We start from the raw sequence: 26,679 nt of genomic DNA, 5'->3' as shown, positions 1-26,679 counted from the left end.
GATCTCTTTATGGGTTGAAGTAGTTGCACAGGCGCCCGCGCTGACCCTGTGTGATATCGAAAGCCAGACCGTAGAGTTCACCCAGGCGCGCCTCGGTAATCACCTCGGCAACGCTGCCGGCGCAATACACCGCACCCTCCTTCATCGCAACGATGTGGTCGGAATAGCTGGCGGCAAAATTGATGTCATGCACCACCAGGATGACGGTGCGCCCTTGCTCATCGCACAGGCGGCGCAGCGCACGCATGATCTGCACGGCGTGCTTGATATCGAGGTTGTTCAGCGGCTCATCCAGCAACAGATAGTCCGTCTGCTGGGCGATGGTCATCGCCAGAAAGGCCATTTGCCGTTGCCCGCCGCTGAGTTCGTCGAGGTAGGCATGGCGCAGGGGGTCCAGGGACAGGAACGCAATGGCCTCGTCGATCACCCGCTGGTCTTCGCGGGTCAACGCACCACGGCTGTAGGGAAAGCGCCCGAACGCGACCAACTCCTCCACCGTCAGGCGCAGATTGAAGTCCGGCGCCTGACGCAGGGTCGCAACCCGCCTGGCGTATTCACCTATATCAATGCCTGCAACCGGGCGGCCCTCGATGCGCACTTCACCACGGCCAGGCGCCGTCAGCCGCGCGATCATCAGCAGCAGCGTGGTCTTGCCCGCGCCATTCGGGCCAATAAGCGAAGTCAGGCTCCGGGCCGGAAAACAGGCATCTACGCCCTTCAGTACGGCCTTGGCGCCATAGGCCTTGTGGATGTCGTGGACAGTGATCATGGGGCTCCTCGGGTACGAACCATCAGCACCAGGAAATAGCCGCCGCAGACCAGATTGACCAGAATGCCGACGGTGGTTTTGTAGTTGAAAACATGCTCGACCAGCAGTTGCGCGGTGATGAACATGCCGGTGGCTATCGCGCCCCCCAGTGGCAGCGTGACGCGGTGCCTGAAGGTGCGTGCCAGGGCGTAGGTGATGTTTGCCACGAACACCCCCATAAAAGCCGTGGGCCCGAGCAGGCTGGTGGACACAGCGACCAGGATCGCGATCAGCGCGAGATGCAGGCGTACATTGCGCCGATAGTCGACCCCCAGAGAAACGGCCTGGTCGCGTCCCAGAGAAAGCACATCGAGGGTCGGCAAGGTCTTGCGTCCCAGCAGGCAAACCGCCCCCACCAGCAGTCCCGAAAAGAGCAACTGCAAGGGTTGGGCCCGGTTGAAAGAGGCTTGGCTGAAGCCCTGCAGGATCGAGAACTCGCCAGGGCTGACCTTGAGCTGGACAAACTGGGTAAAGGTGCTGATCAACAGGGTCAGTACAAACCCCACCAGCAGCAGGAAATACACGTTGCTCTTGCCATCGCGGAACAACCAGCGATGGATGCCCCACGAATAGCCGAGCATCAGCAGCACCGAGAGCATAAAGTTGCCGTTGACCCCGAGCAGCACCAGGCTGGCGCTGCCCATAAATAGAATCAGCAAGGCCTGCCACAGTAAGTAGACAGCCTCATAGCCCATGATCGCCGGCGTCAGTATCCGGTTGCCGGTAAGGGTCTGGAATGTGATCGACGACCAGGCAATAGCTGCTCCGCCGATCAGCATGGCCGTCAGCCGCGCGATCCGCTTGGGGATCACATAGTCAAAGTCCAGGCCCGAGTGCAGGAACACGAAGATGAGTGCCAGCGTCACCACCACAATCCATACCGCGTGCCGGGGTTGCAGGCGCATCATCTGTACCTCCGGATGATCAACGCGAGGAACAGCACCCCGCCCACGCTGCCCGCGGTCAGGCCGATAGGCACCTCGAACGGGTAGATCAGCAGCCGCCCGAGGATGTCGCAGACCAGCAGCAGGCACGCGCCGCCCAGCGCAACGATGGGCAGCGTGCGCCTGAGGTTGTCGCCATAACGCAGCGCCACCAGATTGGGAATGACCAGTCCGACAAAGGGGATCGAACCGACAGTGATGACAGTGGCCGATACGGTGACGGCCACCAGCAGCAAGCCCAGCGCCACCCAGGCCAGATAGTTGAGACCCAGACTCGTGGCCATGCCCTCCCCCATGCCCAACAGGGTGAAACGCCGGGCATACAGGTAGGTCAACCCGACAATCGGCAAGATCAGGTAGATGATTTCGTAACTGCCCTGCACGACCCGGGAAAAGTCCCCCAGCAGCCAGCCCTGCATGCTTTGCATGATGTTGTTGCGATAGGCGTAGAACTCGGCAATGGCGCTCAGCACGCCGCCATACATCAGGCCGATGACCGGAACCAGTACCGAGCCCTTGAACTGGATGCGCCGTATGATCAGGACAAAAATCAGACCCGCGGCGAAGCTCAACAGCAACGCGAACAGCATTCGGGCCGGGGCACCCGCGCCCGGGGCGAGCACCAGCGACACCAGGATGCCGAGCCTGGCCGCGTCCAGCCCGCCCGTGGTACCGGGTTCGACGAACTTGTTACGCACAATGTGCTGCAGGATCACCCCGCACACAGCCAGGCCAACCCCCGTCAGCACCAGCGCCGCCAGGCGTGGCAGGCGGCTGGCCGTCAGTGTCAGCCAGGCATCGCCCGACAACGACAACAACTGCCCCCACTCCAGCTGTCGAGCCCCGACCAGCAGGGACGCCCCGCACAAGATGGCAAACCACCATAGCCAGCGTGCGGTCATCAGGCTTGCTCGCTGTTGGACGGCACGGCGATCCGCCAGCCTCTGGCAGCCCGACGCTGTTCCAGAAAATGCGCATAACGCCCGCCACTGGCGCGCAATGCCGCAGGCGTGCCCTGCTCGACCAGTTGGCCTTTGTCGAGCACCACAATCTGGTCTGCCATCGACACCGTAGATAGCTGGTGGGCAATCACCACCACCGTGTGTCGACAGCGCAGACTGGAGAGCGTCCGGGCAATTACTGACTGATTCTGCGCATCCAGGGCGGCGGTGGCCTCGTCCACCAGCAGAATGGGCGCATTCTTGATCAGCGCACGGGCAATGGTGATGCGCTGGCGTTCGCCACCCGACAGCCTTGCACCGCCCTCGCCGACCGGTGTGTCGATGCCCAGGGGCAAACGTTCGATAAGGTCACCCAGACCGGCCTGCTGTGCAGCGTCGAGGATTTCACCAAAACTGGCAGCCGGACTGCCGATGCGGATGTTGTCGGCAATGCTGCCCTGAAACAGATAGGTGTCCTGGAAAATCTGACTGATCCGGGCGGACAGTTGTGAACTGGACATCTGTCGCACGTCCACGCCGCCGATCAGTACGCTGCCCTGGGTTGCATCGAAGAACCGCGCGATCAAACGCACCAGGGTGGTCTTGCCAGAGCCCGAAGCGCCCACCAATGCGGTCATGCTGCCGGGCTCGATGCGCAGGCTGATGCCACTCAGCACATCCGGCTGATCATGGGCATAACGCAGGCTCACCTGGCGAAACTCGACAGAATTGTCCGCCGGGGCCAATGGCTGATCCGGCTCCGGCAAGGGCTCGACCGCGAAAATGCTCTGCACCTCTGCAAGCTGGCCGTACGCCCCCCGCAGGATCTCGGCATAGCTGGCCACCTCCAGCAGCGGATCGATGAAGCGGCTGGTCAATAACAACGCGACAACCACCGCAATCACCGTACCGCTTTGCTGTGCGATGTCCTGATTCGCGTTGAGCCACAGGGCTGCGGCGATCAGCAGGGCCGCGAAAACGGCCTGCACCACCCAGGCGTTGAGCACCACCGAAAGAGTGGACTGATAGATCAGGCGCATGCCGGAGCGGCGCTGCTGGTCAAGGGCCTGTTCCAGAAGTTGCGTACTGGCGCCCTCGCCATTGAAGGCGCGCAGTACCGACTGGGCCTGGGCAAACTCGACCATGCGCTGGCTGGCGTCGGCAAAATGGTGCTGGTACGTACGGTCGGCGCGTTGTCCCAGGCGAGCGGTCAACCACAATGCCACGCACAGAACGGGCAGGCCGAGCAACGCAATCAGGCCCAGCGACCAGTGCAGTAAAAATAGTGCGACCACAACCACCAGCGGCGTCACGGCGCCGCTGATCACTGGGGTTAATACATGCGCCGGCAACTGAGCTACCGCCATCATGCCCTGGGTAATCACATGCCCGAGGCGACTGGTGTTTTGCGCGGTAAACCAGCCCACGGGCAGACGCGCGACATGCTCGCCGATGCGCTGCCGCGCCCCCTGCAGTATGGCCACGCCGACTGCCACCCCCGCCCTGTCCAGCTGAAGCCGCCACGCCCAGCAAATGGCCACGCCGGCCAGCATCAGGCCGAGCCACAGCGCAGCCCCTCGCACATCCCCGGCCAGCAAGTGATCCAGCACCGGCACCAGAGTGGTGAGGGTCAAGCCGCTTAGCAGGCCATATAACACTGCCATCCAGACGTAGCGGTGCAAGACCGGCGCATCTTTATCCAGTAGTTGAACAAGGGGATTCAGCATGACGACACCGCCAGATCTGCAGATTGTGAATAGCCACCCTGCGCCCACAAGTGGGCATAGAGCCCCTTGCCTGCGAGCAGTTCTTCATGGCGGCCCTGTTCATGAACAATGCCGTTGTCGAGCACGATGATCTGGTCGGCAAGCATGATGCTGTCGAGCCGGTGGGCAATGACCAGCAGGGTTCGGCCGCGGGCAAAGCGCGACAACGCTTCCTGGATTGCGACTTCGCTTTCAGCGTCGGCTGCTGCCGTGGGTTCGTCGAGCACCAGAACGGGGGGATCGAGCAGCACGGCGCGGGCGATGCTCACACGCTGCTGCTCGCCGCCGGAAAACTGCGCATCTTCACCGATCACCGAGTCATAGCCGCGGGGTAAATCCAGAATGCGCTGGTGGATGTTGGCGATGCGCGCGGCGTCCTCGATCTGTTGCTGGCTGGCCGATGGTCTGCCCAGCGCAATGTTGTCGCGCACGCTGGCATGGATCAGGCGCACCTCCTGCAAGACAAAACCGATATGCCGGTAGAGGTTGCAGGTTTCAATCTCGCGCAGATCCACGCCGCCCAGAGTGATGCGCCCTTGCGTGGGGTCGAAGAAGCGCAGCAGCAGCCGCGCCAGGGTCGACTTGCCGGAGCCCGAGCGCCCGACGATGGCTGTGGTGGTGCCGGGCTTGAGCGTGAAGCTGACATCGGCCAGGACCTGGCGTGCGCTGTCATAGCCGTAGCTGACACCTTCGAAGCGGATCTCGTTTCCCTTTGGCGACTGCTGCAGGCCGGGGGCCGGTTGCTCCAGCACGGGTGTATCCAGCAGGGCCTGAACACGCCGGGCAGCACCGGCTGCGTGGTTAAGGTCATGGGTGATGTAGTGCAGCAACAGCAGCGGCCCGCACAGCCCCGGCGTCACCAGGGCAAACGGCAGCACATCCGGCGCCGCGATCCAGCCCAGGCCCACGAACACCGTACCGGACACCAGCACTACGCCGAGAACCGTAACCGGGGCAATCATTGCGTTGGCATTGGCCATCGGAGCCACCAGAGGCCGGGTGAATCCGATAAAGGCCAGGGCGAAGGCATCAATTGCTTCGCGGTAGCTGCTGTGTGCCCTGGTACCGGTACTGAATGACTTGACCACCGCGATGCCGTTGACGAACTCGACCACCGAGTTATCGATGCGCCCCATACCGGCGGTGAACGCCTGCATGTTGGTCTGGCTGGCCTTCATCGCCCGGGCAAAAAACAGGAAGAATCCGGGGAACGGCAGGATCGAGACAATGGCCATGCGCCAGTCCATGGTGAACAGGTAGATCAGCGAGATCAGAACCGCGCCGGCCGCACGCCCCGATGTCGTGAAGAAATGCGCGGTAAGGCTGTGCAATGTGTTGATGTCGTCCTGCATCGCCTGCTTGACCTCGCCCGACGCCCGACTGGTGAACCAGCCCAGGGGCACGCTGCTGAGTCGCTGCACAAGCGCCCGGCGCAGGTGATGGGTAATGCGGTTGTCCGCCAGGTGGGCGAGCAGTTCTGCGCCGGATATCAGCAACATCCCGGCGCACAGGCTGGCCACTCCTGCGATCAGCGCCCTCCACACCTGTGCCGGGTCAAGCCCGTTATCAGCCAACGCCATTTTGCCGATATGGGCGATACCGGCCAGCGGCACCAGCGTGAGCATCGCGCCCGCTGCCGCGAGCAGGCCGGCAACGATCAGGCGTCCACGCACAGGATGCAGTATCTGGCTGATCGGGCCGCGCACCCTGGTTTTGGCCGGGGCCGTGTCATGAGTGTCCATAGAGTTCAAATGTCCGGAAATTCAGAAGAGAGGGATGGTTCACGCCTGCCTTGGGGGGAATGTAAGGAGCGCTTGATCACATGAAACGGCCTCCTGAATCAGAAACTTAATTAGTTGCATGACTATAAACTAATTTGCGAAATGCTGGCAAGACAGCTACAAGACTGTCACCACCGTTCAAGGATCCGTCATGACAGCGCCACAACCACCTGCGACCCGCGGGCGTCCCCGCACCATTACCCGGGAACGTATTGTCGAAGCAGGCATTGAGATCGGCTTGCCGAGCATTACCTTTGTCGGCGTTGCTGCCGCATTGGGGATCAGCCATATGGCGCTCTACAAGCACGTTGCCAACCTGGATGCACTCAAAAGCATGGTCGCCGAGGAGATCTTCACCCGCTGGCAGATCCCCCGGGCCGACGCTGAGCGGCGTAGCGGCTTGAAGGAATACATGATTGTGTTTGCCACCTCGGTGCGGGTGTTCGTCAAGGCCCACCCCGGGCTGACGCCTTACGTCATCCGCAGGCTGGCCGCGACACAACCGATGCTCGCCAAGATCGAAGAGCATCAGAGCCATATCGCTCAGGTCTATGGCATTTCAAAGCAACACGCGCGCTGGTTGCTGGCGACTGTGGCCTTCCACGGTATTGCCGTGGCCGACACCGTGTACTCGGTTACCGGCCGGGGGGCCGAAGAGGCTGAACGTGCAGCGGAAGAAGCCGAGATGGAGGCCGAGCTGGCCCAGGGCATGCACGCACTCATCGTCGGAGCGCTGGTTTTGCTTGAACAAGACGCTCACGGTGATTGCCTGATCGTCCAGCCCCGGTCATAGGCCGGGTTCCAGGGCTTGCACGGTTTCCTGACCTGCTAGCCTGATGCGCAACACTACACAGCGCCCCGCCACTTCAACCCACAGGGATATCGGTATGAGCGGACATGACACCGGTGTAAGCAGAGCCGACATCGCCGATATGCACGGCATTCTCGAACTTCAGGCTGCCAATCAGACAGCACGGGGCGGAGCACTGGCGGCAAGTCTGTCAGCGGAGCGCCTGGCAAAAATGATGCAGGACATGCCACTGATCGTTGCCCGCCGTGACGGGCGCGTCACCGGCTTCCTGTTAACCTCCTCCCGGGAGGTGAACGCGGACATCCCCGTTGTAAAGGCTATGTTCAGCGCCTATCACGGCACGCCCGATGCCTATGTATATGGTCCGGTCTGTGTCGGGGAAGAGGAACGCGGCAAGGGCCTGGCGCAAATAATGTTCGCTGAACTGCGGCGTCTTGAACCCGGGCGCGAGGGGATACTTTTCATCCGCAATGACAACCAGCCGTCGCTGCGGGCGCATTTGAAAATGGGCATGAAAAAAGTCGCCTCGTTCGAGTTCAACGGTTTTGAGTACGCGGTTTTTTCTTATATCGGCTAGGCGCGGTGCAGGTCACCCGCCAGCCGCCATGACTCACACAACTTTATTGACCCGGGCTTGTTCAGGCGCGATCGCCCGTCCATCGGCTGCTACGGGCTGCATCAAAGGCAAGGGCTGCCCGGTGGCCGTGTCCACCAGTTGCGAGTGCGCTTCGTGCGGCCCGAACAGGTAGCGCTCGCCCCATTGTCTTAACGCCACCACCACCGGGAACAGGCTTTGACCTTGCGGGGTAAGCACGTATTCCTGATACGAGGTGCCGTCAGAAGCCGGTTGCACTTGAAAAATACCGGCCTCGACCAGGCTCTTGAGGCGGTTGGCCAAGACGCTGCGGGCCACCCCCAGACCCTGCTGGAAATCGCCAAAGCGCCTTACGCCGTCAAAGGCGTCACGCACAATCAACAACGCCCAGCGATCTGCGATTACCTCCACAGAGCGGGCAACCGGGCACGTGGTGGTCTGGCTCATTTGATGCTTGGTCATACAGGCTGCTCCGTACAGTTTCGGGTTTTCTCCGTGCAACAAGTTTCATTTTAAGACTCGTTACCCTAGAATCAAACCAGTCTTGATTTGAAACTACATTCAGCGGAGATCCGTCCATGGCCATTGATCAAGTTTCCCGGCCCGATCCAGCAGTGCCAGCGACCACCGGCAGGCGCATGCCGCGGGCGCTGGTCGGGTTATTCGCCTGTGCCAGCGGGCTGAGCGTGGCCAATGTTTATTATGCCCAACCGCTGCTGGATCAACTGGCCACCGACTTTGCAATCAGTCATGCCAGGGTCGGTGCCGTGATCACTGCGACGCAGATCGGCAGCGTGCTGGCATTGCTGCTGATCGTGCCACTGGGCGATCAGCTGGATCGCCGCCGCTTGATGCTCGCCCAACTGGCGGTACTGATCGCCGGTCTGGTCTGCGTCGGCCTCACCCGCTCCCCGGCAATGATGCTCTCCGGCATGCTGGCCATCGGTCTGCTGGGTACCGCCATGACCCAGGGCCTGATCGCCTATGCAGCCACCGCCTGTTTGCCGCAAGAGCGTGGCCGGGTGGTGGGTACCGTGCAGGGCGGGGTTGTCATCGGCCTGTTGCTGTCACGTCTGGCCGCCGGACTGATCTCGGACCTGGGTGGCTGGCGCTGGGTGTACCTGGGCTCGTCGCTGGTGATGCTGGCCCTGGGGTTGATTCTGTGGCGCGTCCTTCCACCACAGCAACCGGCTACGGCGCCCATACCCTATCCAAGGCTGGTGCTGTCGATGTTTACCCTGCTCAGGCAGGACCGGGTGCTGCAAGTGCGCGGCATGCTCGCCTTGCTGATGTTTGCCGTGCTGAGCATTTTCTGGAGTGCGCTGGTGTTTCTCCTGATCAGCCCGCCTTATTCCTTTTCGCACACCACTATCGGCACCTTCGGCCTGGTCGGCGTGGTGGGCGCACTCGCTGCCGCGAGGGCCGGGGCCTGGGCCGATAAAGGGCTGGGCCAGTGGACCACCGGCCTGGCTCTGGGGCTGTTAATCATGGCCTGGCTGGCACTGTGGTTCACCAGCAGTTCGATGCTGTGGCTGATAGTCGGCGTCGTGCTTCTGGATCTTGGCGCCCAGGCCATTCATGTCACCAATCAAAGCATGATCTTCAGTGCGCACCCCGACTCCCATAGCCGGGTGGTGGGCTGCTACATGCTGTTTTACGCAACAGGCAGCGGCCTGGGAGCGCTCGCATCAACCTGGGTTTATGCCACGTCCGGCTGGTCGGGCGTGTGCCTGCTGGGCGCCGCCGTCAGTGTGCTGGCCCTGGGGTTCTGGGCCGGCACACTGCGACAAATGCCTGGTTCGCGGGCATGTGTTGAGGGTACATCGGCCGCGCCCTCCAACTGATCGCAGCGATCAGGCGCTGCTGACAGACTCAGAATATCCATGGCTAAAAGGCGCCTGTGCTGGTCCAGGGGTTACCAGCGGTTAAACATGCCACTGTTGTTTCTTGAAATATTCTTGCCGGATTGCGGTCGACCAATCCGCGTATCTTCGGTTCGCTGCCTGTCACTTACCAACCAGTGAGCCCTGGGTATATGGATAATCAACAAACCGTGCAATACCTCAATACCGATCTGGAACTCATTGCCCCGATCGACCTGACTTTACTCGCACAAGCCCTGGCTCCTGCGCACATTACGACTGCGCCAATCTGCTGTTTACATGTGGGCTACATGGATCCGCTTGGCTATCACGCCAGGTTTGAAGCCTTTGCCCCTGAGGGGAGCTACGGAACTCCGGAACAAAGTATCGATGCCTTGCTCAGCGCCATCGAGCAGCTTGACCCGCAATGCCACGCCCTGTGGCAGGCATGTTCCAGAAAGACCCTGGATATCGGTTATCGCAGCGCGATTGCACCCGGCAGTCTTTCTCATCAGCTATCCCTGCAGACCCTGGCCCGAATGCAGGTTTGGGGGATTGACCTGTCCATCACCCTGTACCCGGTGGACGAATGAAAGGCAGTAAAGTTACGCCATCGGGCGCCCTGCCCGGCTGGCACCCGTGCCGCAGAGCTCCCTGCAATCGGCTAAAAGCTCCTGAGCCGACCATCGGCACAGCGAGTGCTCAGGCAAATTCGTATACCATATCTGCTTCTCCAGAAAACGATGACCACCGTGGCCCACCCTAAACTCAATGTCCCCGACCTGGGCAATTCGCCTTCCACTTCGGAAATCATCACCCTGCATCTGCGTGACGCTATTGTCGCCGGGCATTTCGCTGAAGATGAACCGATTCGCCAGGACGATATTGCCCGCCAGTTCAACGTCAGCAAAATCCCGGTACGCGAAGCCCTCAAGCGTCTCGAAGCCGAAGGCCTGGTGATGTTCCAGCGCAATCGCGGGGCCATGGTCACGCGTATTTCCGATGCAGAACTGGCACAGATGTTCGAGGTGCGCATGCTTCTGGAAGACAAGTTGCTGCGCCTGGCCATCCCCAACATGACCGAAGCCACCTTCGCCCGCGCCGAGCTGATTTGTCAGGAGTTTGTTGGCGAGGACGATGTTGGCCGCTGGGCCGAGCTCAACTGGGAGTTGCATGCCTGCCTCTACGAACCGGCGCAACGGCCCTTCCTGATCAGCATGGTGCGCTCGGTCAACGACAAGCTGGAGCGTTACCTGCGCATGCAGATGAGCCTGTCGGCGGGCAAGGACCGCGCCGATCATGAGCACCGGGAAATCATCGAGGCCTGCCGCGGCGGCGACGTGGAACTGGCGGTCAAACTGCTGGACGAGCACATTGCCGGGGTCTGCAAGACCTTGTTCGAGCACCTGCCGCAAAGCCACTGACCGGCAACAGCCCTGTACCGATCTGGTCATTGGCGCAGGGTGCCCCGCTTAAGACCTCCCCCGGATTCACCCGGCTGAACCGGCCTGGCCCCTCCATGACCGGCAATTGCGCGCCCTGCGCAATCTGCGCCCCGGCAAGCATCACGACTGCATGACCCAACGGCACGCCTGACTGGCGTAAAGCCGGGTGCAGCAACCTGTTTCATACAAGTCATCGTCGCTATCGGTGATTTCGGCAGTCTCTGCCCAACCGTCCACTTCAACTCTTGTTATCAAGAGCGCACGTACCGAGTGCGAACAAGGTGTGGGGGGGTACAGGCAACTCGCCATTCCAGTGACTTTATTGTAAAGCCCCGACTTACATCCCCCGCAGATTGTTCCATCGAACAATAGCGCTTATTTTTTAGACCGCATCTAACAGCAATAGATGACGAGGCTTACTGGTTTGTTTTAACGCCGTTTACCCCCCTTGCTTATCTCCAGTTAAAGAGGGGTTTTAATGGCTGGCACCGTCTGTCAAACGCCCGGACTACTCACTGTAAACACTGTCCGTACAGCGTTCTGACGGTTCTACCCATTCACAAACACACAGGCTTTAACCGCCATAACTTGGCCCCTGGAGCGCGCCCTCTTTCGAGGACGCTGCTTTATTCAATAGCGCCTGCGCGTCAGGTGCACTTATCAGGAATATAAAGCATGACTACTTATATGGACCCGTACTGGTATATCAATGATATGGAGGTGCACACCGACACCACGCCACATATCTACGCCAATGGCCTGCAACAGGTAAAGGTAACTTTGGGCGTCAAGGCACTGGATGGTCGTGGTGCTGAAGTTGGCCTGACCCAGAGTGAAAAAGACAATCTGCGGATTGTTATGTACCGCAATGCCAACCAGGTACTTCCCTTTGATGAATTCGATTCCCTGGGCTGGTCTGCCTCCTCTCGGTACAAGGGTTATGAGTACTTTCCCAACACCCAGATCAAGGCTTCGATCGGGCCAAAGGCCGGCTTTGAATACTTTGAGTTTTATGTGTCGTGTCAGTCTTTGGCCGCTGCCGGGCAGACCATCGGACTGGCCTTTATGGTGACGGGCGATAATGGTCGGCGTTTCTGCTCCAATGGCTCGAGCTGGTACGAGGACGGCACGCCGGATCGTGGGACCAGCCACGATAAACCGGATGCCAATATCACGGTTCATCGTCCGCCCCGCTATTCACAGGATAACTTCATCCTCTCCGAGTTTTTTGACCTGCCCTCCATGCATCTGAAAGCCGGGATTTTCAATCGCCGTTGCACATTGACCCTGCAAACGGCCCCGAGCCAGACCATTGCACTCAAGAGTATGAGCATGCTGCCCAAGGGCATGATCATGTGGGAGAGCAATCTGCCCGATGACCAGATGAGCAGCTTTGTCGGCTATGTCGAGCCAGGCAAGACCCAGATTCAGTGGAACTCCGCGCTCCCGCAAAGTGTGATCCCGTTGCCGACCCTACCGGCTGCCGTTCGGGACAAGGGCAGCCTGGTGCTCTGTGGCCGGGTCGACATCAAACAATCCCAGGGCGGCTTTCGCGGCCCGTGCGATATGAGTCTGGTGGATGTTTATGGCAATGAGCACCACTTGACCCTGCGTTTCGACCCCAAGGACCGTGAGCGTCTGGAATTGACGCTGGCCTGATAAGCACTGAAAAGGCCCCACCTTTCTGGATGGGGCTTTTTCAGCTCCTTCTTGTAAGTTGCCAATAACAAGAGATAGCCATAGTGATCGACCCTTCTAACAAATTTTCCACCCCCCAGATCAAATCCGCCGTCAGCCTGCTCAACGCCGGTGACCTGTATTCCGGTGCCTACAACTTTATGAGCAGCATCAGTGCCGGCGTCGATCCGCGCACCGGTGCGTTCTCTGCCTCGATAACCCTGCCCACCGGCGCCGCCAACGATTTGCGCGGGCCCATCAGCCAGTTGCGCCTGAGCCATAGTCCGCTGATGACTGCCGACCAAGGCTTTGGTCAGGGCTGGATGCTCGGCACCACTTCCTGGGATGGAGCCAGCCAGCAGTTGCAACTCAATTCCGGCGAGCGCTTTCGCGGTGAAATTGTCGGCCAGAGCATGCGCTTTCCCGATGTGCGTTTGCCGGTAATCGCCGTGACCGTTCAGCGTCAGGAAATGTGGGTCCGGCATAACGATGGCAGCTGTGAACGCCTGATCCCGCTGGCCGGACACTCCAGCCTGTGGGTGGTCAGCACCCTGGTGGGGGCCGATGGCAGCGCCCTGAATTTTGACTGGCGTTCAGTCGGCAACGCGGCTTACCTGCAAAAGGTCAGCGATGCTCGTGGCCGAACTGTGCTGGCTCTGGCCTACGAGGGCGTGACAACCCGTCTGACGTTGCAGCCGGATACCCCCGCACAGGTGGTGATGTCTTTTCACCGGGTCTCCGGGCAGTTGCGCCGGGTAACGGTGGACGGCCTGCCCAACAGTGGCTGGCAGTTTGAGTACACCCGCAGTGATTCAGGCCTGTTGCTGCTGAGCAAATGCACCCAGCCCACCGGCAGCACCGAGGAAGTGACCTATAGCGAGGCAAACGGCCTCAACCTGCCTGCAGGGGCGCCGTTTGCGCGGATGCCGGTGGTCAGTCAGACCCGCAAAGACCCGGGGGACGGCCAGCCGGTGCAACTGGTTCGCTATGACTATGGCCTGTATGGCAGCAACAACTATTTTGGCTGGCCGGCAGTGCGCCAGTGGCGCAACCGCGAAGACAACCTCTATCACCTGACCGGTGCCGGGGATTTCCTTTATGGCTCCACCGAAACCCTGATGGATGCTAGGGGCACACTCCTGCAAACCATCAGCCGCACCTTTAACCGCTTCCACCTGCTGACCCGTGAACGCACCTTGCAGGGCCAGACCCTGCAGGAAACCGAGACCACCTATTACGACGAGCCGTGGTTGCCCATTGCCCGGCAGGTGCCTTACTTCCAGTTCCCGCATAAAGTCATTACCCGCAAGGCGCAGCTGGATGGCCAACGGGTGCTGCGAGAGCTTGTTACCGAGGAAGAAACCCGCTACGACGAGCTGGGCAACCCGGTGTGGCACCGCAATGCCCTGGGTGGAATAGAAGAGTCCGAGTACTACCCGGTGAGCGGCGAGACCGACAACTGCCCGGCCGACCCTCTGGGCCGCATCACCCGTCTGAAAAGTCGTACGGTCAGCCCGCCACCCGGCACCGAAGGCCCGGTCAAACAGACCCGATACCGTTATCAGGCGCTACCGGTGCGTCAGGATGCTCCGGCGTTTGCCTTGCCTACCTTTGTTCAAAGCAGCGAGGAACAGCTACTGCTGGTCGAAGGTGAAAAATTTAGTGAACTGGGCCGCTCGACGCAAAATTTCATTAACGATCCGGCCTCGCCCCATCACGCTCGCATGCTCAGCGAAACCCAGACGGTAGAGGGTAAAAGCACTACCCGGGTTTACAGCTACAGCCTGACCCAAGCCCCAAACGCCCGCGCACTTGAGCGCGCAGTCCTGCAGGAAAAGGTCACCATTACAGGTCACGATGGCCAGTCAACTGTTGCGCAATCATCGCAGGATCTGTACTCCGGCCTGATGGTCACCGAGCAGACCGATGAGCAGACGCGCCTGGCCTTTGCCCACGATCCCCTGGGCCGTGTGACTCAGGAAGTCGCGGCTCCGGATTCAGCCTTCGAGGCCAAGGTCAACTGGGTCTATTCGTTGTCAGCGAACGAGCGCTGCCAGACCCGAATCGGCGCTTCCGGACGTAAGGAAACTGTCTGGCTCGATGGCATGGCCCGGGAAATCCGTCGGGAAAAACAGACCGACAGCGGTGAGACCTATACCGCCTGGACCGCCGAATATGACCTGCTGGGTCGAGTATTCCGTGAAACGGCTTACGATCCCGGTAACGAAGACGTTCCTGCCCTGAGCCTGACCACTGAACGCACCTTTGATGACTGGGGCAATGTGCTGACTGAAACCGGCGCAGACGGTATCACCCAACACACCCTAGCCGACCCGGTAGCCCTGACCGGAACCCGCTGGCAGACCGACGCCGATGGCGTGGCCGGGGCCAAAACCGTGACCAGCCATAGCCTCGATGGACGCCCCCTTAAAGAACAACTCTATTGCGCCGATGGCGTACTTCAGCACGAACTGAGCTGGACCTATGACGGCCTTGGCCGCTGCATCAGCCAGTCCGATGCCATGGGCCTGGAGACCCGCCAAAAATGGGATGTGCGGGACCGGCTAGTATCCACCACCCTGCCCGACGGCAGTGTCATCAAGCGCACCTATGCTGAAGGGCACGATGGTGAATTACCGGCCACGGTCTCGATCACTCATCCGTCTTTGGGCACTAATGAAGTCCTGCTGGGCGAGCGGAAATACGATGGCCTGGGCCGACTGGTGTGGGAAAAGGTCGGGCAGAGTGTCTCTGAATGGGAATATGCCGAAGGAGAAATCCACGCCCATACCCAGGTTCTGCCCGACGGTACCCGGGTGCAGAGTGAACACCAACCGGAACTGGGCGGCGCGTTGCTGTCGCTGCAAGCGCCCGGGATCAGCGTATTCAATAAATACGATCCGTTAAGTGGCCGTTTGCTGGAAGCCCAAGGCAATCTGGGTCTGCAAAAAGATCACTGGTCACCGTCCGGCCAACTGAACAAAGCCGACTACGCCTGGCAAGGCGATCAGCCGCGCTCGCAACAACAAAGCACCACACCGGCGGGCAAAGTCACGCGCCTGACCGATGCCGACGGTGCCGAGCAGCGCTGCCAGTACGACGAATTGGGTCGCTTGATTCAACAGCAAGGCCCTGACGTCACGGTCAGCGTGACCTACGATGCGGCCTCGCGGATTCACCAGCAGCGAACCCAATCAAACGATGGCTCGCGGGACATGACCGTAACCCTGGGCTACGACAGCCTGGGCCGTCCGGCCCGTCGAGAAACCTCTACCCGAACGCCGAATGCACAGCATGTAGAAGTGCAAACCCAGCAATGGCGCAAAGACGGCAAGCTGACCCGGCGCGAACTGACCCGTGACGGCACACTGGTGCGCGGTGAAAACTTCGACTACGACAACCGCGCACGGATGATTACCCATCGTCTGAGCGGTCATGACTTACCGAAGGATGCCCACGGCCACCCTTACCGCGAGCAGCATTTTCAGTACGACGCCCTCGACAACGTCCTGCGTCTGGAAACGGTGTTTGCCGACGCCAGCGCCAGCAATATCAGTACATTTACCTATAACCCCGCCGACCTTACCCAGTTACTCAGCGTCAGCCACAGTCGCGCCGATTATCCGGCACCGGTAACCCTGGAGTACGACGCCCTCGGCAATCTCAAACGCGACGAGAAAGGCAATCCACTGCACTACGATGCCCTGGGCCGACTGATCGGGGTAACTCTGCCTACCGGCGAACGCCGCTGGCACTACGGCCCGGCGGGCAACATCATCAAGACCGAGGATCTGCGCGGCCCGCGCTGGCGTTACCACACCGGCGGCCAGCTCAGCTGCGAGCTGGGTGAAGACACTCAAACCCGCTGGGTACGGGCCGGCGCTGTTCCCGTGGCAGAAAGTCGACTGGCATCGGCAGTGCGCGAAGTCATGCTGCTGGGCACCGACGCCCAAGGTTCAGTGACCACAGAAGCCCAGGACGCTATCCACACCCCCGTCTACAGTGCCTACGGCGCGAGCGCACCGGGCATTGGCAGCCTCGGCTACGCCGGTGCCTTGCGCGAACAGGACAGCGGCTGGTATTTCCTGGGTGATTACCGCATCTATAACCCCGCACTGATGCGCTTCCACAGCCGTGACAGCCTCAGCCCCTTCGGCGAAGGCGGGCTCAATGGCTATGCCTATTGCGCCGGGGATCCGGTCAACCGCATCGACCCGTCGGGCCATTCGTGGCTGGACTGGCTGTTGCCGGCGGCCGGTCTCGCGCTGGCACTGGTCGGCACCGTGGCCTCCCTGGGTGCGTTGGCGGCGCCTACAGCGGCACTGACCGCCAGCTATGTAACGGCCGTCACCACCGCGACCCTGAGCGTGGTGTCGCTGGCAGCGGACGTGGCCTCGATAGCCTTGCTGGCCACCGGCAATGAAAACGCCGGGCGGATTCTGGGCTGGGTGGGCATGGCAACCGGGCTGGCTTCGGCGGCCCCGTCCATGGCCGGGGCTGCGGCCAAGGGGGTTAAAAGTGCCGGCAAGTTCGTGGGCAGCTGGCAGCATAAATTGCAGCATGCAGGGGGCGTTCCCGGGGGGAACCGAGCACTTCAAGGAGGAGCCAGTGCAAGTCCACGACTGGGTCAAGAGGCTCGTCATGCGTTAACTGCGGATGACTTGCGATATGTCCGACAGCACTTTGATATGCCCCAGGAGTTGACAGGCGTACGTCTGAACGAAATGCCGGACCTGGTGATGCAAAATATTATCGGCCGCTTGCCTGGCTCGGACCTGGTCTCGTTGTCACAGACATCCAGCACTATGCGTGCATCGGTGCAAAGAAATACGCACGCCATCCAGGGGCAGCTACCCACTCTCCACAGTGCCCCCCAGGAAGCCAATCGAGCCTACGTCAACTACGTACAAGAGACATGGCTGGGCAGGACTAATGGTGTGTTGCCGGAGCAAATCCCCCAGGCAGGTATTTCACCCTTCGCAACCACTCATATCAGTCGTATCTCAAATAATGGATACGCCGCAATTCCTGACATCCAGAGCAGCATTCAATACAAGAATCTGCTGCGGGTCAGAAATGCCCAGGCACAACAGCGGGAATGGGAGGCGGCGCTGCGCTCGATCCGACTGGAATAACCCCATGTGCAGTGCACATTGAACAGGTCAGACACAAGCAATCGCTGGCTAGCCAGCTCCCACAGAGAAAGCACGAGCGAAATCTTGCCGGCTAACCAGGCTCCCACAGATGGTTTGCAGCACTTCGTCTGAAGGACATCCACGGGCTTTTGCCGGATACAAGGCAAAAGCCCGTGCCATCAGGCGGCAGGTGTTCCTTTATGGGGCAATCCCCCCACTGTTGCTCCCTTCTGTAACACCCCTCCCACCCCACACGCCCTGCACCACTGCCCAGTGCAATCACGCACACCATCAAAACCGGACGCGGCACTTAATTGTGGCACCCAGGAAAAATCGGCACACGAATTGCTAAATAAATATCGTATACGAAATCCATAATCCATTATTCAACAGCATTCCTACACTTGCGAGGCGTCCATGAAAAACCCCGTATTTGCCGTAGCTCTCAGCGCTGTTATCAGTAGTTCCTTCATCGCCACCGCCCAGGCCGACAAACTCGACGACATTATTGGCTCGGGCAAACTGCGCTGCGCCGTAACCCTGGACTTCCCGCCCATGGGCTCCCGGGATGAAGCCAACAAGCCGGTGGGCTTTGACGTGGACTACTGCAACGATCTGGCGAAAGTGCTGGGCGTGGATGCCGAAATTGTCGAAACCCCGTTTCCGGACCGGATTCCGGCGCTGGTCTCCGGGCGCGCCGACATCATCGTGGCCTCCACCTCCGACACCCTGGAGCGGGCTAAAACCGTCGGCCTGAGCATTCCTTACTTTGCCTTCCAGATGGTGGTGCTGACCCGCGACGACACCGGGATCAACAGTTTCGCCGACCTCAAGGGCAAGGCCCTGGGCAATACCAGTGGCACCTATGAAGCCATTGCCCTGGAAAAAGACGTGAAAAGCTGGGGCAGCGGCTCGTTCCGGGCCTACCAGTCGCAGAACGACACCCTGCTGGCCGTTGCCCAGGGCCATATCGAAGCCACTGTGGTCACTAATACTGTGGCCGCCGCCACCCTCAAGTCAGGCAAATACAAAAATCTGAAAGTCGCGGGTAACGCGCCCTACGTGGTCGATTACGTGTCCCTGGGGGCCAAGCGCAACGAGTACGGCCTGCTCAACTACCTCAACCTGTTCGTCAACCAGCAAGTGCGCACCGGGCGTTACAAGGAGCTGTGGGTGAAATGGGTCGGCACCGAGATCCCGCCGGCGAACCTGACCGTACCTGACGTGTACTACTGAGGTCGGCCAGCATGTCGAGGATCACTTCTCTCAACGGCCGCAGTCTGATCAGCGGCGCGGCCCAGGGCCCATTGTTGTTCGCTGATGTGGGGCTGAGCTTCTGGGGCGGGGTCGAGCCGTTCACCGGGGAGGTGATTGACCGTCACCACCCCCTCAGCGGCGAGCACCTGGGCGGGCAGATACTGGCGATTCCCAGTGGTCGCGGCTCCTGTACCGGCAGCAGTGTGCTGATGGAGCTGATCAGCAATGGCCACGCCCCCGCGGCTCTGGTGCTGGCCGAGGCCGATGAGATTCTGACCCTTGGCGTGCTGGTGGCGCAGACCCTGTTCGAACGCTCCCTGCCGGTGCTGTGCATCGGCAACGAGGCCTTCGCCCGCTTGCGCGCAGGGGCATTTGCCCGGGTCGAGGGAGACCGGGTCAGCCTGTTCGATGCTCCGCCGGACGATGGCTGGTCGCCAGCGCTCAACGAGGCACAACACCAGGAGCCGGTCTGCTCGATCGAGCTGACCCGACACGACCGCGCCCTGCTCGACGGTGAGCATGGCAAGGCCGCTCAGGTGGCCATGCAGATTGTGCTGCGCATGGCACAGCTACAGGGCGCTGAACAGCTGCTGGACATTAGCCAGGCGCATATCGACGGCTGCATTTATACCGGGCCTGCCAGTCTGCGCTTTGCCCGACAACTGGTGGAATGGGGCGCCAAAGTACGGGTGCCCACTACCCTCAACTCAATCTCTGTCGACCAGCGCCGCTGGCGCGAACTGGGGGTCGACCCGGCTCTGGGTGTGCCCGCCAGTGCCCTGGGCGATGCCTATATGGCCATGGGCGCACAATTGAGTTTTACCTGCGCCCCCTATCTGCTGGACAGCGCACCCAAGGTCGGCGAACAGATCGTCTGGGCCGAATCCAACGCAGTGGTCTACGCCAACAGCGTGCTAGGCGCGCGCACCCTTAAATACCCCGATTATCTGGACATTTGCATCGCCCTCACCGGCCGCGCGCCCTTGATTGGCTGCCACCTGGAGGATCAGCGCAAAGCCCGGCTGCAAGTCGAGCTGCCCGCCCTGGGCGAGCTGGACGATGCCTTCTACCCGCTGCTGGGCTACCACATCGGCGCCCTGGCCGGCAGCCGTATTCCCTTGATCCTCGGGCTGCAAGACAGGCAGCCGGATCTGGACGATCTCAAGGCGTTCGGTGCGGCCTTTGCCACCACCAGCGCCGCCCCGCTGTTCCATATCGCCGGGGTCACACCCGAGGCCCTCGACCCGGCACAGGTACTGGATGGCCCGGTGCCGGTGGTCACCATCAGCCTGACGGACCTGTTGCACAGCTGGCACGAACTCAACAGTGCCAGTGACCCCGGGGTGGACGTGGTGTCCCTGGGCAATCCGCACTTCTCCCTCAGCGAGTTCGCGCGTCTGGCCGGCCTGTGCCAGGGGCGGCACAAACACCCCGAGGTAGCCGTGGTCATCACCTGTGGCCGCGCGGTGCTGGAGCAGGCCCGCGCAGCCGGGCATATCGCGGTGATCGAAGGCTTCGGCGCGACCCTGATCAGCGATACCTGCTGGTGCATGCTGGGTGAACCGGTGATTCCCTGCGCGGCCACCACCCTGATGACCAATTCAGCCAAGTACGCCCACTACGCACCGGGACTGGTGGGGCGCAAGGTGCACTTCGCCAGCCTCGCCGAATGCGTGAATGCCGCCTGCAGCGCCAGGGCCGACGGCGGTCTGCCGCAATGGCTGCCAGCGGCGGCCTCACAGGAGATACCCGCCCATGTTTGATTACACCTTTCAATGGCGCTCAGCCCTGCGCGCCTTGCCGGACATGCTGGCCGGGGCCCTGGTGACCTTTGAGACCGCAGCACTGTCGATGATCTTCGGGGTGTTGATCGCCCTCGCGCTGACGGTCATGCGCGAAACCAAAAACCCGCTGTTGCGCGGCATCGGCAACGGCTGGGTCTCCATCGCCCGCAACACTCCGTCGCTGTTCCAGATCTATGTCCTGTACTTCGGGCTCGGCTCCCTCGGCCTGCATGTCAGCTCATGGATCGCGCTGCTGGCCGGGATCACTTTCAACAATGCCGGTTACCTGGCCGAAAACTTTCGCGGCGGTCTCAAGGCCGTGCCCGAAACCCAGGTGCGGGCTGCGCGCTCGCTGGGCATGAGTGCCTTCCAGACCTACCGCATGATCGTGGTCCCGCAGCTGTTGCGCATCGTGTTCTACCCGCTGACCAACCAGATGGTGTGGGCGGTGCTGATGACCTCGCTGGGGGTCATCGTCGGATTGAACAACGACCTCACCGGCGTCACCCAGGACTACAACGTCAAAACCTTTCGCACCTTCGAATACTTCGCCATTGCTGCGGTGCTGTATTACCTGATTGCCAAGGCGATCGTTGCGGTAGCCCGGCTGATGGCCTGGCGTCTGTTCCGTTACTGAGGACGTGAGCATGTTTTCCACCAGCTTTACCTGGAATGACTTTTTATTTTTGCTGGAGGGCGCCTGGGTCACCTTGCAACTGACCGCCTGGGCGATCCTGCTGGGCACCCTCGCCGGGCTGCTCTTCGGCCTGTTGCGGGCCCTGTTGCCAAGGGCCAGCCTGCCGCTGGCCTGGGTCCTGGACGTGTTTCGCAGCGTGCCATTGCTGATCCAGTTCGTATTGTTCAACTCGCTCAAGAGCATCATCGGCCTGAACATCAGTGCCTTCAGCGTCGGCTGCATTGTGCTGGGGGTATACGCCGCCGCGTACTTCACCGAGATCGTGCGCAGCGGCGTCCTGGCGGTGCCCTTCACCACGCGCCGGGCCAGCCGCTCGCTGGGGCTGAGTTACCTGCAGGACCTGCGCTACATCGTGCTGCCGATCGCCATGCGGGTAGCGTTTCCCGGCTGGCTCAATCTGGTACTCAGCGTGATGAAAGACACCGCGCTGGTGATGTGGATCGGCATCGTTGAACTGCTGCGCGCCTCGCAAACCATCGTTACCCGTATCCAGGAACCGATGCTGGTGTTGTGCATCGCGGGGCTTATCTATTACGTCATGAGCCTGGTGGTCGCCCGCCTTGGCGCTCGTGTGGAAAGAAGGTGGCAAGAAAATGATTGAAATCGACAACGTCTACAAATCCTTCGGCGATCTGGAAGTGGTCAAGGGCGTCAGCCTGACGGTCAACAAGGGCGAAGTGGTTTCGATAATCGGCGGCTCCGGCTCCGGCAAGTCGACCCTGTTGATGTGCATCAACGGCCTGGAGCCGATCCAGAAAGGCCATATTCGCGTAGACGGGATCGAGGTGCACGACAAGGCCACCGACCTCAACCGGCTGCGGCAAAAAATCGGCATCGTGTTCCAGCAATGGAACGCCTTCCCGCATCTGACCGTGCTGGAGAATGTGATGCTGGCCCCGCGCAAGGTACTGGGTAAAAGCAAGGCTGAAGCCGAAGCCCTGGCGGTGCAACAACTGACCCATGTCGGCCTTGGCGACAAGCTCAAGACCTTCCCCGGCAAACTGTCCGGCGGCCAGCAGCAGCGCATGGCCATCGCCCGCGCCCTGGCCATGTCTCCGGACTATATGTTGTTCGACGAAGCGACCTCGGCCCTCGATCCGCAACTGGTGGGCGAGGTGCTGGACACCATGCGCATGCTGGCCGAAGACGGCATGACCATGGTCCTGGTGACTCACGAAATCCGCTTTGCCCGTGATGTCTCCGACCGGGTGGCGTTCTTTCGCAATGGCCTGGTGCACGAGATCGGCTCCCCCGATCAAGTCATCGGCAACCCCCTGCATCCTGAAACTGCAGCATTCCTCAAATCTGTGAAATAGGAGAAAACCATGCGCTCATCCAAAGTCATTCATGTGGTCAGCTGTCACGCCGAGGGCGAGGTCGGGGACGTGATTGTCGGCGGCGTCGCGCCGCCACCCGGTGCCACGGTGTGGGAACAGTCACGCTGGATCGCCCAGGATCAGACACTGCGCAATTTTGTCCTCAATGAGCCCCGCGGCGGGGTGTTCCGCCACGTCAATCTGCTGGTCCCGGCCAAGGACCCGCGGGCGCAAATGGCCTGGATTATCATGGAGCCTGCCGACACCCCGCCGATGTCGGGCTCCAACTCGATCTGCGTGTCCACGGTGTTGCTCGACAGCGGCATTTTGCCCATGACCGAACCCCAGACCAGGCTGATACTCGAAGCCCCGGGCGGGCTGATCGAAGCCGTGGCCGATTGCCGCGACGGCAAGGTTGAGCGGGTCGAAATCAAAAACGTGCCCTCCTTCGCCGACCGGCTGGATGCCTGGATCGAAGTTCCGGGGCTGGGCTCGATCAAGGTCGACACCGCCTATGGTGGCGACAGTTTTGTCATCGCCGATGCCCGGGAGCTGGGTTTCTCCATCACCCCGGACGAAGCGGCAGAGCTGGTGGCGGTGGGGCTGAAAATCACCCATGCGGCCAATGAGCAATTGGGCTTCGTGCACCCGCTGAACCCTGACTGGTCGCATATTTCTTTTTGCCAGATCGCCGCACCTGTGGTGTACGAGCAAGGCATCGCCACTGGCGCCAACGCCGTGGTCATCCGTCCCGGCAAGATCGACCGTTCGCCCTGCGGCACCGGGTGCTCGGCACGCATGGCGGTATTGCAGGCCAAAGGGCTGTTGCAGGTCGGGGAGCGTTTTATCGGTCGCTCGCTCATAGGTTCCGAATTTCATTGCCGTATCGACTCCATGACCGAAGTCGCCGGGCGTGCAGCGATCTATCCGTGCATTTCCGGGCGGGCCTGGATTACCGGCACCCACCAGCATCTGCTGGACCCGAGCGACCCTTGGCCACAGGGCTATCGTCTGTCCGATACCTGGCCAGGCGCCTGACCCTCCCCCGGTAACCCTTCTGTAGGCGCAAGCTTTTCACAGCACAGCTCCCGAGCGAGCGCCTGCAGAGAGCAAAAAGTACCGACGCTTTAAATCGTATACGAAATACAATTACAACAGCAGAGGCAACAGACAATGAGCAAACCCATAAACTGGAGTGGTGTCTTTCCAGCGGTAACCACTCAATTCAACGATGACTTCACAATCAACCTGGACAAGACCCACCAGGTGATTTCCAACGTCATCCGTGACGGCGTATCTGGTCTGGTGGTGTGCGGCTCGGTGGGGGAAAACACCTCGCTGAGCGCCGAAGAAAAAATCGCCGTGACCGAGGTTGCAGTGGCCGCCTCCGGCGGTCGGGTGCCGGTTATCTGTGGCGTTGCCGAGTTCACAAGCGTGCAAGCCGCCAAAGTGGCCAACGCGGTGCGCAAGGTCGGCGTTGACGGTGTGATGTTGATGCCGGCCCTGGTCTACGGTTCCAAGCCGTTCGAAACCGCCGAGCATTATCGCTACGTGGCCAAAAACGCCGACATTCCGCTGATGGTGTACAACAACCCGCCCATCTACAAAAACGACGTGACCCCGGAAATTCTTATCTCCCTGTCCGACTGCGACAACGTGGTGTGCTTCAAGGACTCGTCCGGCGACACCCGTCGTTTTATCGACATCCGCAATCAGGTGGGCGACCGCTTTGTGTTGTTCGCCGGTCTTGATGACGTGGTACTGGAAAGCCTTGCCGTGGGGGCTGAAGGCTGGGTCTCGGGGATGTCCAACGTGTTCCCCAAGGAAGGCGAGACGATTTTCCGCCTGGCCAAGGCCGGACGCTTTGCCGAAGCCATGCCGATCTATGAGTGGCTGATGCCGATTCTGCACCTGGATGCCCGTGCCGATCTGGTGCAGTGCATCAAGCTGTGCGAAGCGATTGCCGGGCGCGGCAGTGCGCTGACCCGCCCGCCGCGTCTGGCCCTGCCACAGGCTGATCGCGAGTATGTGGAACAGATCATGGCCAAGGCCCTGGCCAACCGTCCGCATCTGCCGGACGTCGGTCTTTAAGTGATTGCCGGGGGGCACTGACTGCCCGCCCGGCTGCCCGTTTTAGCGCACCTACAGGAAGTGCCAGCATGTCCACTCAATCCTCTCACGCAACCACCAGCCCTGCGGGACTCAAACGTGTCGTGGCCGCAGCCATGGCCGGTACCGTCGCCGAATGGTATGAATTTTTTCTGTATGGCACCGCCTCGGCACTGGTCTTCGGCCAGTTGTTTTTCCGCCAGACCGACAGCCCGATCGACGGCATCATCGCGGCCTTTGCCCTGTATGCAGTGGGCTTTCTCGCCCGGCCGATCGGCGGCCTGGTGTTCGGTCACTATGGTGACAAGTTCGGCCGCAAACGCCTGTTGCAACTGAGCCTGGTGGTGGTCGGCATCACCACCTTCCTGATGGGCTGCCTGCCCGGCTTCGATACCATTGGCTACGCCGCACCGGTGCTGCTGGTGTTGCTGCGGCTGATCCAGGGCTTCGCCTTTGGCGGGGAATGGGGCGGCGCCATTCTGCTGGTTTCAGAGCACTGCCCGGATAACCGCCGGGGCTTTTGGGCCAGTTGGCCGCAAGCCGGAGTTCCCGCCGGCAACCTGGTGGCTACCGTGGCGTTGCTGCTGTTGTCGACCACGCTTTCGGAGGAGCAATTCCTCTCCTGGGGCTGGCGTGTAGCCTTCTGGTTCTCGGCGGTGGTGGTGCTGATCGGCTACTGGATTCGTACCAGCGTCGACGATGCGCCCATCTTCAAGGAAGCCCAGGCCCGTCAGGCCCAAAACAAACAGCAGGAACTCGGGGTGATTGAAGTGCTGCGTCACCACTGGCGCTCCGTGCTGGTGGGTATCGGTGCACGGTTTGCAGAAAACATTCTGTACTACACCGTCGTGACCTTCTCGATCACCTACCTCAAGCTGGTGGTGCACAAGGACACCTCCGAGATTCTGTTTTTGATGTTCGGCGCGCACCTGCTGCACTTTTTCATGATCCCGCTGATGGGTTACCTGTCTGACCTGGTGGGACGTAAACCGGTGTATCTGGTCGGAGCGGTGCTCACCGGGTTCTGGGGCTTTGTCGGATTTCCGATGATGGACACCGGCAATAACTGGCTGATCATGGCGGCCATCACATTGGGCCTGGCGATAGAGTCGATGACCTATGCCCCCTATTCGGCGTTGATGGCCGAGATGTTCCCGACCCATGTGCGCTACACCGCGCTTTCGCTGTGCTATCAGGTGGCGCCGATTTTCGCCGGTTCACTGGCACCGCTGATCGCGATCACCCTGCTCAACAAGTACCACAGCTCGACGCCGATCGCCTGGTACCTGGTGGGAGCGGCGCTGATCTCGATTGTGGCTGTGGGCCTGACCCGTGAAACCCGGGGCAAGTCGCTGCATCAAGTGGATGCGGAATCGGCGGCGCGCATATCCGCGCTGGATGGCAATGCACAGACCGCAGCCCGTCGTGGAGACTCACTGGCCTGAAGTACGGCGGTGAAACCTTTGAAATCCTGAAACATTTGAAACCCTGAACTGTAGGAGCGAGCTTGTCTCGCGAGCTTTTCATCGCAATGACAAAAAGCTCGCGAGGCAAGCTCGCTCCTACAGACAAGCTCGCTCCTGCAGAAGACGAGCTCGTTTGGGTTGATGGGGCAAGTCGCTGCATCAAGTGGATGCGGAATCGGCGGCGCGCATATCCGCGCTGGATGGCAATGCACAGACCGCAGCCCGTCGTGGAGACTCACTGGCCTGAAGTACGGCGGTGAAACCTTTGAAATCCTGAAACATTTG

At 60.8% G+C, this 26,679-nt stretch carries 21 protein-coding genes; 15 read left to right on the top strand and 6 right to left on the bottom strand.

Going from position 1 to position 26,679, the window contains the following annotated elements:
• Window positions 1-7 precede the first annotated feature (7 nt).
• From FEZ21_RS14155 to FEZ21_RS14135, 5 genes are read right to left on the bottom strand one after another with little or no spacing between them, the layout of a single operon-like run.
• Window positions 8-769 carry an ABC transporter ATP-binding protein gene (locus FEZ21_RS14155; protein ID WP_160627524.1) on the bottom strand — a complete coding sequence of 254 codons (762 nt, stop codon included), beginning with the start codon at window positions 767-769 and terminating at the stop codon, window positions 8-10.
• Window positions 766-1,713 (bottom strand): iron chelate uptake ABC transporter family permease subunit, encoded by a 948-nt coding sequence (locus FEZ21_RS14150; protein WP_160628141.1) that lies wholly within the window; start codon window positions 1,711-1,713, stop codon window positions 766-768. Before FEZ21_RS14150 ends, FEZ21_RS14155 begins: the two co-directional genes overlap by 4 nt.
• Window positions 1,713-2,654: an ABC transporter permease gene (locus tag FEZ21_RS14145; protein ID WP_160627522.1), complete on the bottom strand. Its 942-nt coding sequence runs from the start codon at window positions 2,652-2,654 to the stop codon at window positions 1,713-1,715. The genes FEZ21_RS14150 and FEZ21_RS14145 overlap by 1 nt, the downstream gene beginning before the upstream one ends.
• Window positions 2,654-4,420, bottom strand: a complete 1,767-nt coding sequence (locus FEZ21_RS14140; protein ID WP_160627521.1) for an ABC transporter ATP-binding protein — start codon at window positions 4,418-4,420, stop codon at window positions 2,654-2,656. The genes FEZ21_RS14145 and FEZ21_RS14140 overlap by 1 nt, the downstream gene beginning before the upstream one ends.
• Window positions 4,414-6,201, bottom strand: coding sequence for an ABC transporter ATP-binding protein (locus FEZ21_RS14135; protein WP_160627519.1), 1,788 nt, complete (start codon window positions 6,199-6,201; stop codon window positions 4,414-4,416). Before FEZ21_RS14135 ends, FEZ21_RS14140 begins: the two co-directional genes overlap by 7 nt.
• A 190-nt stretch (window positions 6,202-6,391) precedes the next feature.
• Here FEZ21_RS14135 and FEZ21_RS14130 point away from each other — a divergent pair, with 190 nt between their 5' ends.
• Both FEZ21_RS14130 and FEZ21_RS14125 read left to right on the top strand, forming a co-directional pair.
• Complete coding sequence (locus FEZ21_RS14130) at window positions 6,392-7,033, top strand: TetR/AcrR family transcriptional regulator (protein ID WP_003445237.1); 642 nt, start codon at window positions 6,392-6,394, stop codon at window positions 7,031-7,033.
• A gap of 94 nt (window positions 7,034-7,127) precedes the next feature.
• The gene (locus FEZ21_RS14125; RefSeq protein ID WP_160627517.1) at window positions 7,128-7,628 is read left to right on the top strand and encodes a GNAT family N-acetyltransferase; all 501 of its coding nucleotides are present in this window, start codon (window positions 7,128-7,130) and stop codon (window positions 7,626-7,628) included.
• Between the two features lie 33 nt (window positions 7,629-7,661).
• On the opposite strand, the gene FEZ21_RS14120 is transcribed toward FEZ21_RS14125, so the two are convergent.
• The gene (locus tag FEZ21_RS14120; protein ID WP_010656598.1) at window positions 7,662-8,108 is read right to left on the bottom strand and encodes a helix-turn-helix domain-containing protein; all 447 of its coding nucleotides are present in this window, start codon (window positions 8,106-8,108) and stop codon (window positions 7,662-7,664) included.
• 116 nt (window positions 8,109-8,224) lie between these two features.
• Between FEZ21_RS14120 and FEZ21_RS14115 the strand changes: the two genes are divergently transcribed.
• The 13 genes from FEZ21_RS14115 (at window position 8,225) to abaF (ending at window position 26,373) form a co-directional block, all read left to right on the top strand.
• The gene (locus FEZ21_RS14115; RefSeq protein ID WP_160627515.1) at window positions 8,225-9,490 is read left to right on the top strand and encodes an MFS transporter; all 1,266 of its coding nucleotides are present in this window, start codon (window positions 8,225-8,227) and stop codon (window positions 9,488-9,490) included.
• A 191-nt stretch (window positions 9,491-9,681) separates the two neighbouring features.
• Window positions 9,682-10,101, top strand: a complete 420-nt coding sequence (locus FEZ21_RS14110) for a hypothetical protein (protein WP_010656600.1) — start codon at window positions 9,682-9,684, stop codon at window positions 10,099-10,101.
• Between the two features lie 159 nt (window positions 10,102-10,260).
• Window positions 10,261-10,932, top strand: a complete 672-nt coding sequence (locus FEZ21_RS14105) for a GntR family transcriptional regulator (RefSeq protein ID WP_235972458.1) — start codon at window positions 10,261-10,263, stop codon at window positions 10,930-10,932.
• Between the two features lie 696 nt (window positions 10,933-11,628).
• Window positions 11,629-12,612 (top strand): hypothetical protein, encoded by a 984-nt coding sequence (locus FEZ21_RS14100; RefSeq protein WP_060781782.1) that lies wholly within the window; start codon window positions 11,629-11,631, stop codon window positions 12,610-12,612.
• 83 nt (window positions 12,613-12,695) lie between these two features.
• A complete protein-coding gene (locus FEZ21_RS22805; RefSeq protein ID WP_160627513.1) occupies window positions 12,696-17,765 on the top strand; it encodes an RHS repeat-associated core domain-containing protein in 5,070 nt (1,689 codons plus the stop codon).
• A 417-nt stretch (window positions 17,766-18,182) separates the two neighbouring features.
• Entirely contained in the window at window positions 18,183-19,001 is an 819-nt protein-coding gene (locus FEZ21_RS14090) for a transporter substrate-binding domain-containing protein (protein ID WP_003445213.1), read from the top strand.
• 11 nt (window positions 19,002-19,012) lie between these two features.
• A complete protein-coding gene (locus tag FEZ21_RS14085; RefSeq protein WP_160627511.1) occupies window positions 19,013-20,785 on the top strand; it encodes an aconitase X in 1,773 nt (590 codons plus the stop codon).
• Complete coding sequence (locus FEZ21_RS14080; RefSeq protein WP_003445208.1) at window positions 20,778-21,443, top strand: amino acid ABC transporter permease; 666 nt, start codon at window positions 20,778-20,780, stop codon at window positions 21,441-21,443. The genes FEZ21_RS14085 and FEZ21_RS14080 overlap by 8 nt, the downstream gene beginning before the upstream one ends.
• A gap of 10 nt (window positions 21,444-21,453) precedes the next feature.
• Window positions 21,454-22,104, top strand: coding sequence for an amino acid ABC transporter permease (locus FEZ21_RS14075; RefSeq protein ID WP_003445205.1), 651 nt, complete (start codon window positions 21,454-21,456; stop codon window positions 22,102-22,104).
• Window positions 22,097-22,819, top strand: coding sequence for an amino acid ABC transporter ATP-binding protein (locus tag FEZ21_RS14070; RefSeq protein ID WP_003445202.1), 723 nt, complete (start codon window positions 22,097-22,099; stop codon window positions 22,817-22,819). Before FEZ21_RS14075 ends, FEZ21_RS14070 begins: the two co-directional genes overlap by 8 nt.
• A 9-nt stretch (window positions 22,820-22,828) precedes the next feature.
• Window positions 22,829-23,857 (top strand): proline racemase family protein, encoded by a 1,029-nt coding sequence (locus tag FEZ21_RS14065; protein ID WP_010656606.1) that lies wholly within the window; start codon window positions 22,829-22,831, stop codon window positions 23,855-23,857.
• 135 nt (window positions 23,858-23,992) lie between these two features.
• Window positions 23,993-24,910: a dihydrodipicolinate synthase family protein gene (locus FEZ21_RS14060; protein ID WP_003445196.1), complete on the top strand. Its 918-nt coding sequence runs from the start codon at window positions 23,993-23,995 to the stop codon at window positions 24,908-24,910.
• A gap of 68 nt (window positions 24,911-24,978) precedes the next feature.
• A complete protein-coding gene (abaF, locus tag FEZ21_RS14055; RefSeq protein ID WP_010656607.1) occupies window positions 24,979-26,373 on the top strand; it encodes a fosfomycin efflux MFS transporter AbaF in 1,395 nt (464 codons plus the stop codon).
• The last annotated feature ends 306 nt before the right edge of the window (window positions 26,374-26,679 follow it).

The sequence above is a fragment of the Pseudomonas sp. 9.1(2019) genome (assembly GCF_009910445.1).
In the GTDB taxonomy this organism is placed as follows: Bacteria; Pseudomonadota; Gammaproteobacteria; order Pseudomonadales; family Pseudomonadaceae; genus Aquipseudomonas; species Aquipseudomonas paraversuta.
This window is presented reverse-complemented; position numbering and strand designations above follow the sequence as displayed.

What these genes read in the sequence shown, in the direction of transcription:
- FEZ21_RS14135 (WP_160627519.1), bottom strand. Translation starts at nt 6,201, where the DNA reads ATGGACACTCATGACACGGCCCCGGCCAAAACCAGGGTGCGCGGCCCG.
- FEZ21_RS14085 (WP_160627511.1), top strand. Translation starts at nt 19,013, where the DNA reads ATGTCGAGGATCACTTCTCTCAACGGCCGCAGTCTGATCAGCGGCGCG.
- FEZ21_RS14110 (WP_010656600.1), top strand. Translation starts at nt 9,682, where the DNA reads ATGGATAATCAACAAACCGTGCAATACCTCAATACCGATCTGGAACTC.
- FEZ21_RS14100 (WP_060781782.1), top strand. Translation starts at nt 11,629, where the DNA reads ATGACTACTTATATGGACCCGTACTGGTATATCAATGATATGGAGGTG.
- FEZ21_RS14155 (WP_160627524.1), bottom strand. Translation starts at nt 769, where the DNA reads ATGATCACTGTCCACGACATCCACAAGGCCTATGGCGCCAAGGCCGTA.
- FEZ21_RS14130 (WP_003445237.1), top strand. Translation starts at nt 6,392, where the DNA reads ATGACAGCGCCACAACCACCTGCGACCCGCGGGCGTCCCCGCACCATT.
- FEZ21_RS14070 (WP_003445202.1), top strand. Translation starts at nt 22,097, where the DNA reads ATGATTGAAATCGACAACGTCTACAAATCCTTCGGCGATCTGGAAGTG.
- FEZ21_RS14125 (WP_160627517.1), top strand. Translation starts at nt 7,128, where the DNA reads ATGAGCGGACATGACACCGGTGTAAGCAGAGCCGACATCGCCGATATG.
- FEZ21_RS14140 (WP_160627521.1), bottom strand. Translation starts at nt 4,420, where the DNA reads ATGCTGAATCCCCTTGTTCAACTACTGGATAAAGATGCGCCGGTCTTG.
- FEZ21_RS14115 (WP_160627515.1), top strand. Translation starts at nt 8,225, where the DNA reads ATGGCCATTGATCAAGTTTCCCGGCCCGATCCAGCAGTGCCAGCGACC.
- FEZ21_RS14060 (WP_003445196.1), top strand. Translation starts at nt 23,993, where the DNA reads ATGAGCAAACCCATAAACTGGAGTGGTGTCTTTCCAGCGGTAACCACT.
- abaF (WP_010656607.1), top strand. Translation starts at nt 24,979, where the DNA reads ATGTCCACTCAATCCTCTCACGCAACCACCAGCCCTGCGGGACTCAAA.
- FEZ21_RS14080 (WP_003445208.1), top strand. Translation starts at nt 20,778, where the DNA reads ATGTTTGATTACACCTTTCAATGGCGCTCAGCCCTGCGCGCCTTGCCG.
- FEZ21_RS14120 (WP_010656598.1), bottom strand. Translation starts at nt 8,108, where the DNA reads ATGACCAAGCATCAAATGAGCCAGACCACCACGTGCCCGGTTGCCCGC.
- FEZ21_RS14150 (WP_160628141.1), bottom strand. Translation starts at nt 1,713, where the DNA reads ATGCGCCTGCAACCCCGGCACGCGGTATGGATTGTGGTGGTGACGCTG.
- FEZ21_RS14075 (WP_003445205.1), top strand. Translation starts at nt 21,454, where the DNA reads ATGTTTTCCACCAGCTTTACCTGGAATGACTTTTTATTTTTGCTGGAG.
- FEZ21_RS14065 (WP_010656606.1), top strand. Translation starts at nt 22,829, where the DNA reads ATGCGCTCATCCAAAGTCATTCATGTGGTCAGCTGTCACGCCGAGGGC.
- FEZ21_RS14145 (WP_160627522.1), bottom strand. Translation starts at nt 2,654, where the DNA reads ATGACCGCACGCTGGCTATGGTGGTTTGCCATCTTGTGCGGGGCGTCC.
- FEZ21_RS14090 (WP_003445213.1), top strand. Translation starts at nt 18,183, where the DNA reads ATGAAAAACCCCGTATTTGCCGTAGCTCTCAGCGCTGTTATCAGTAGT.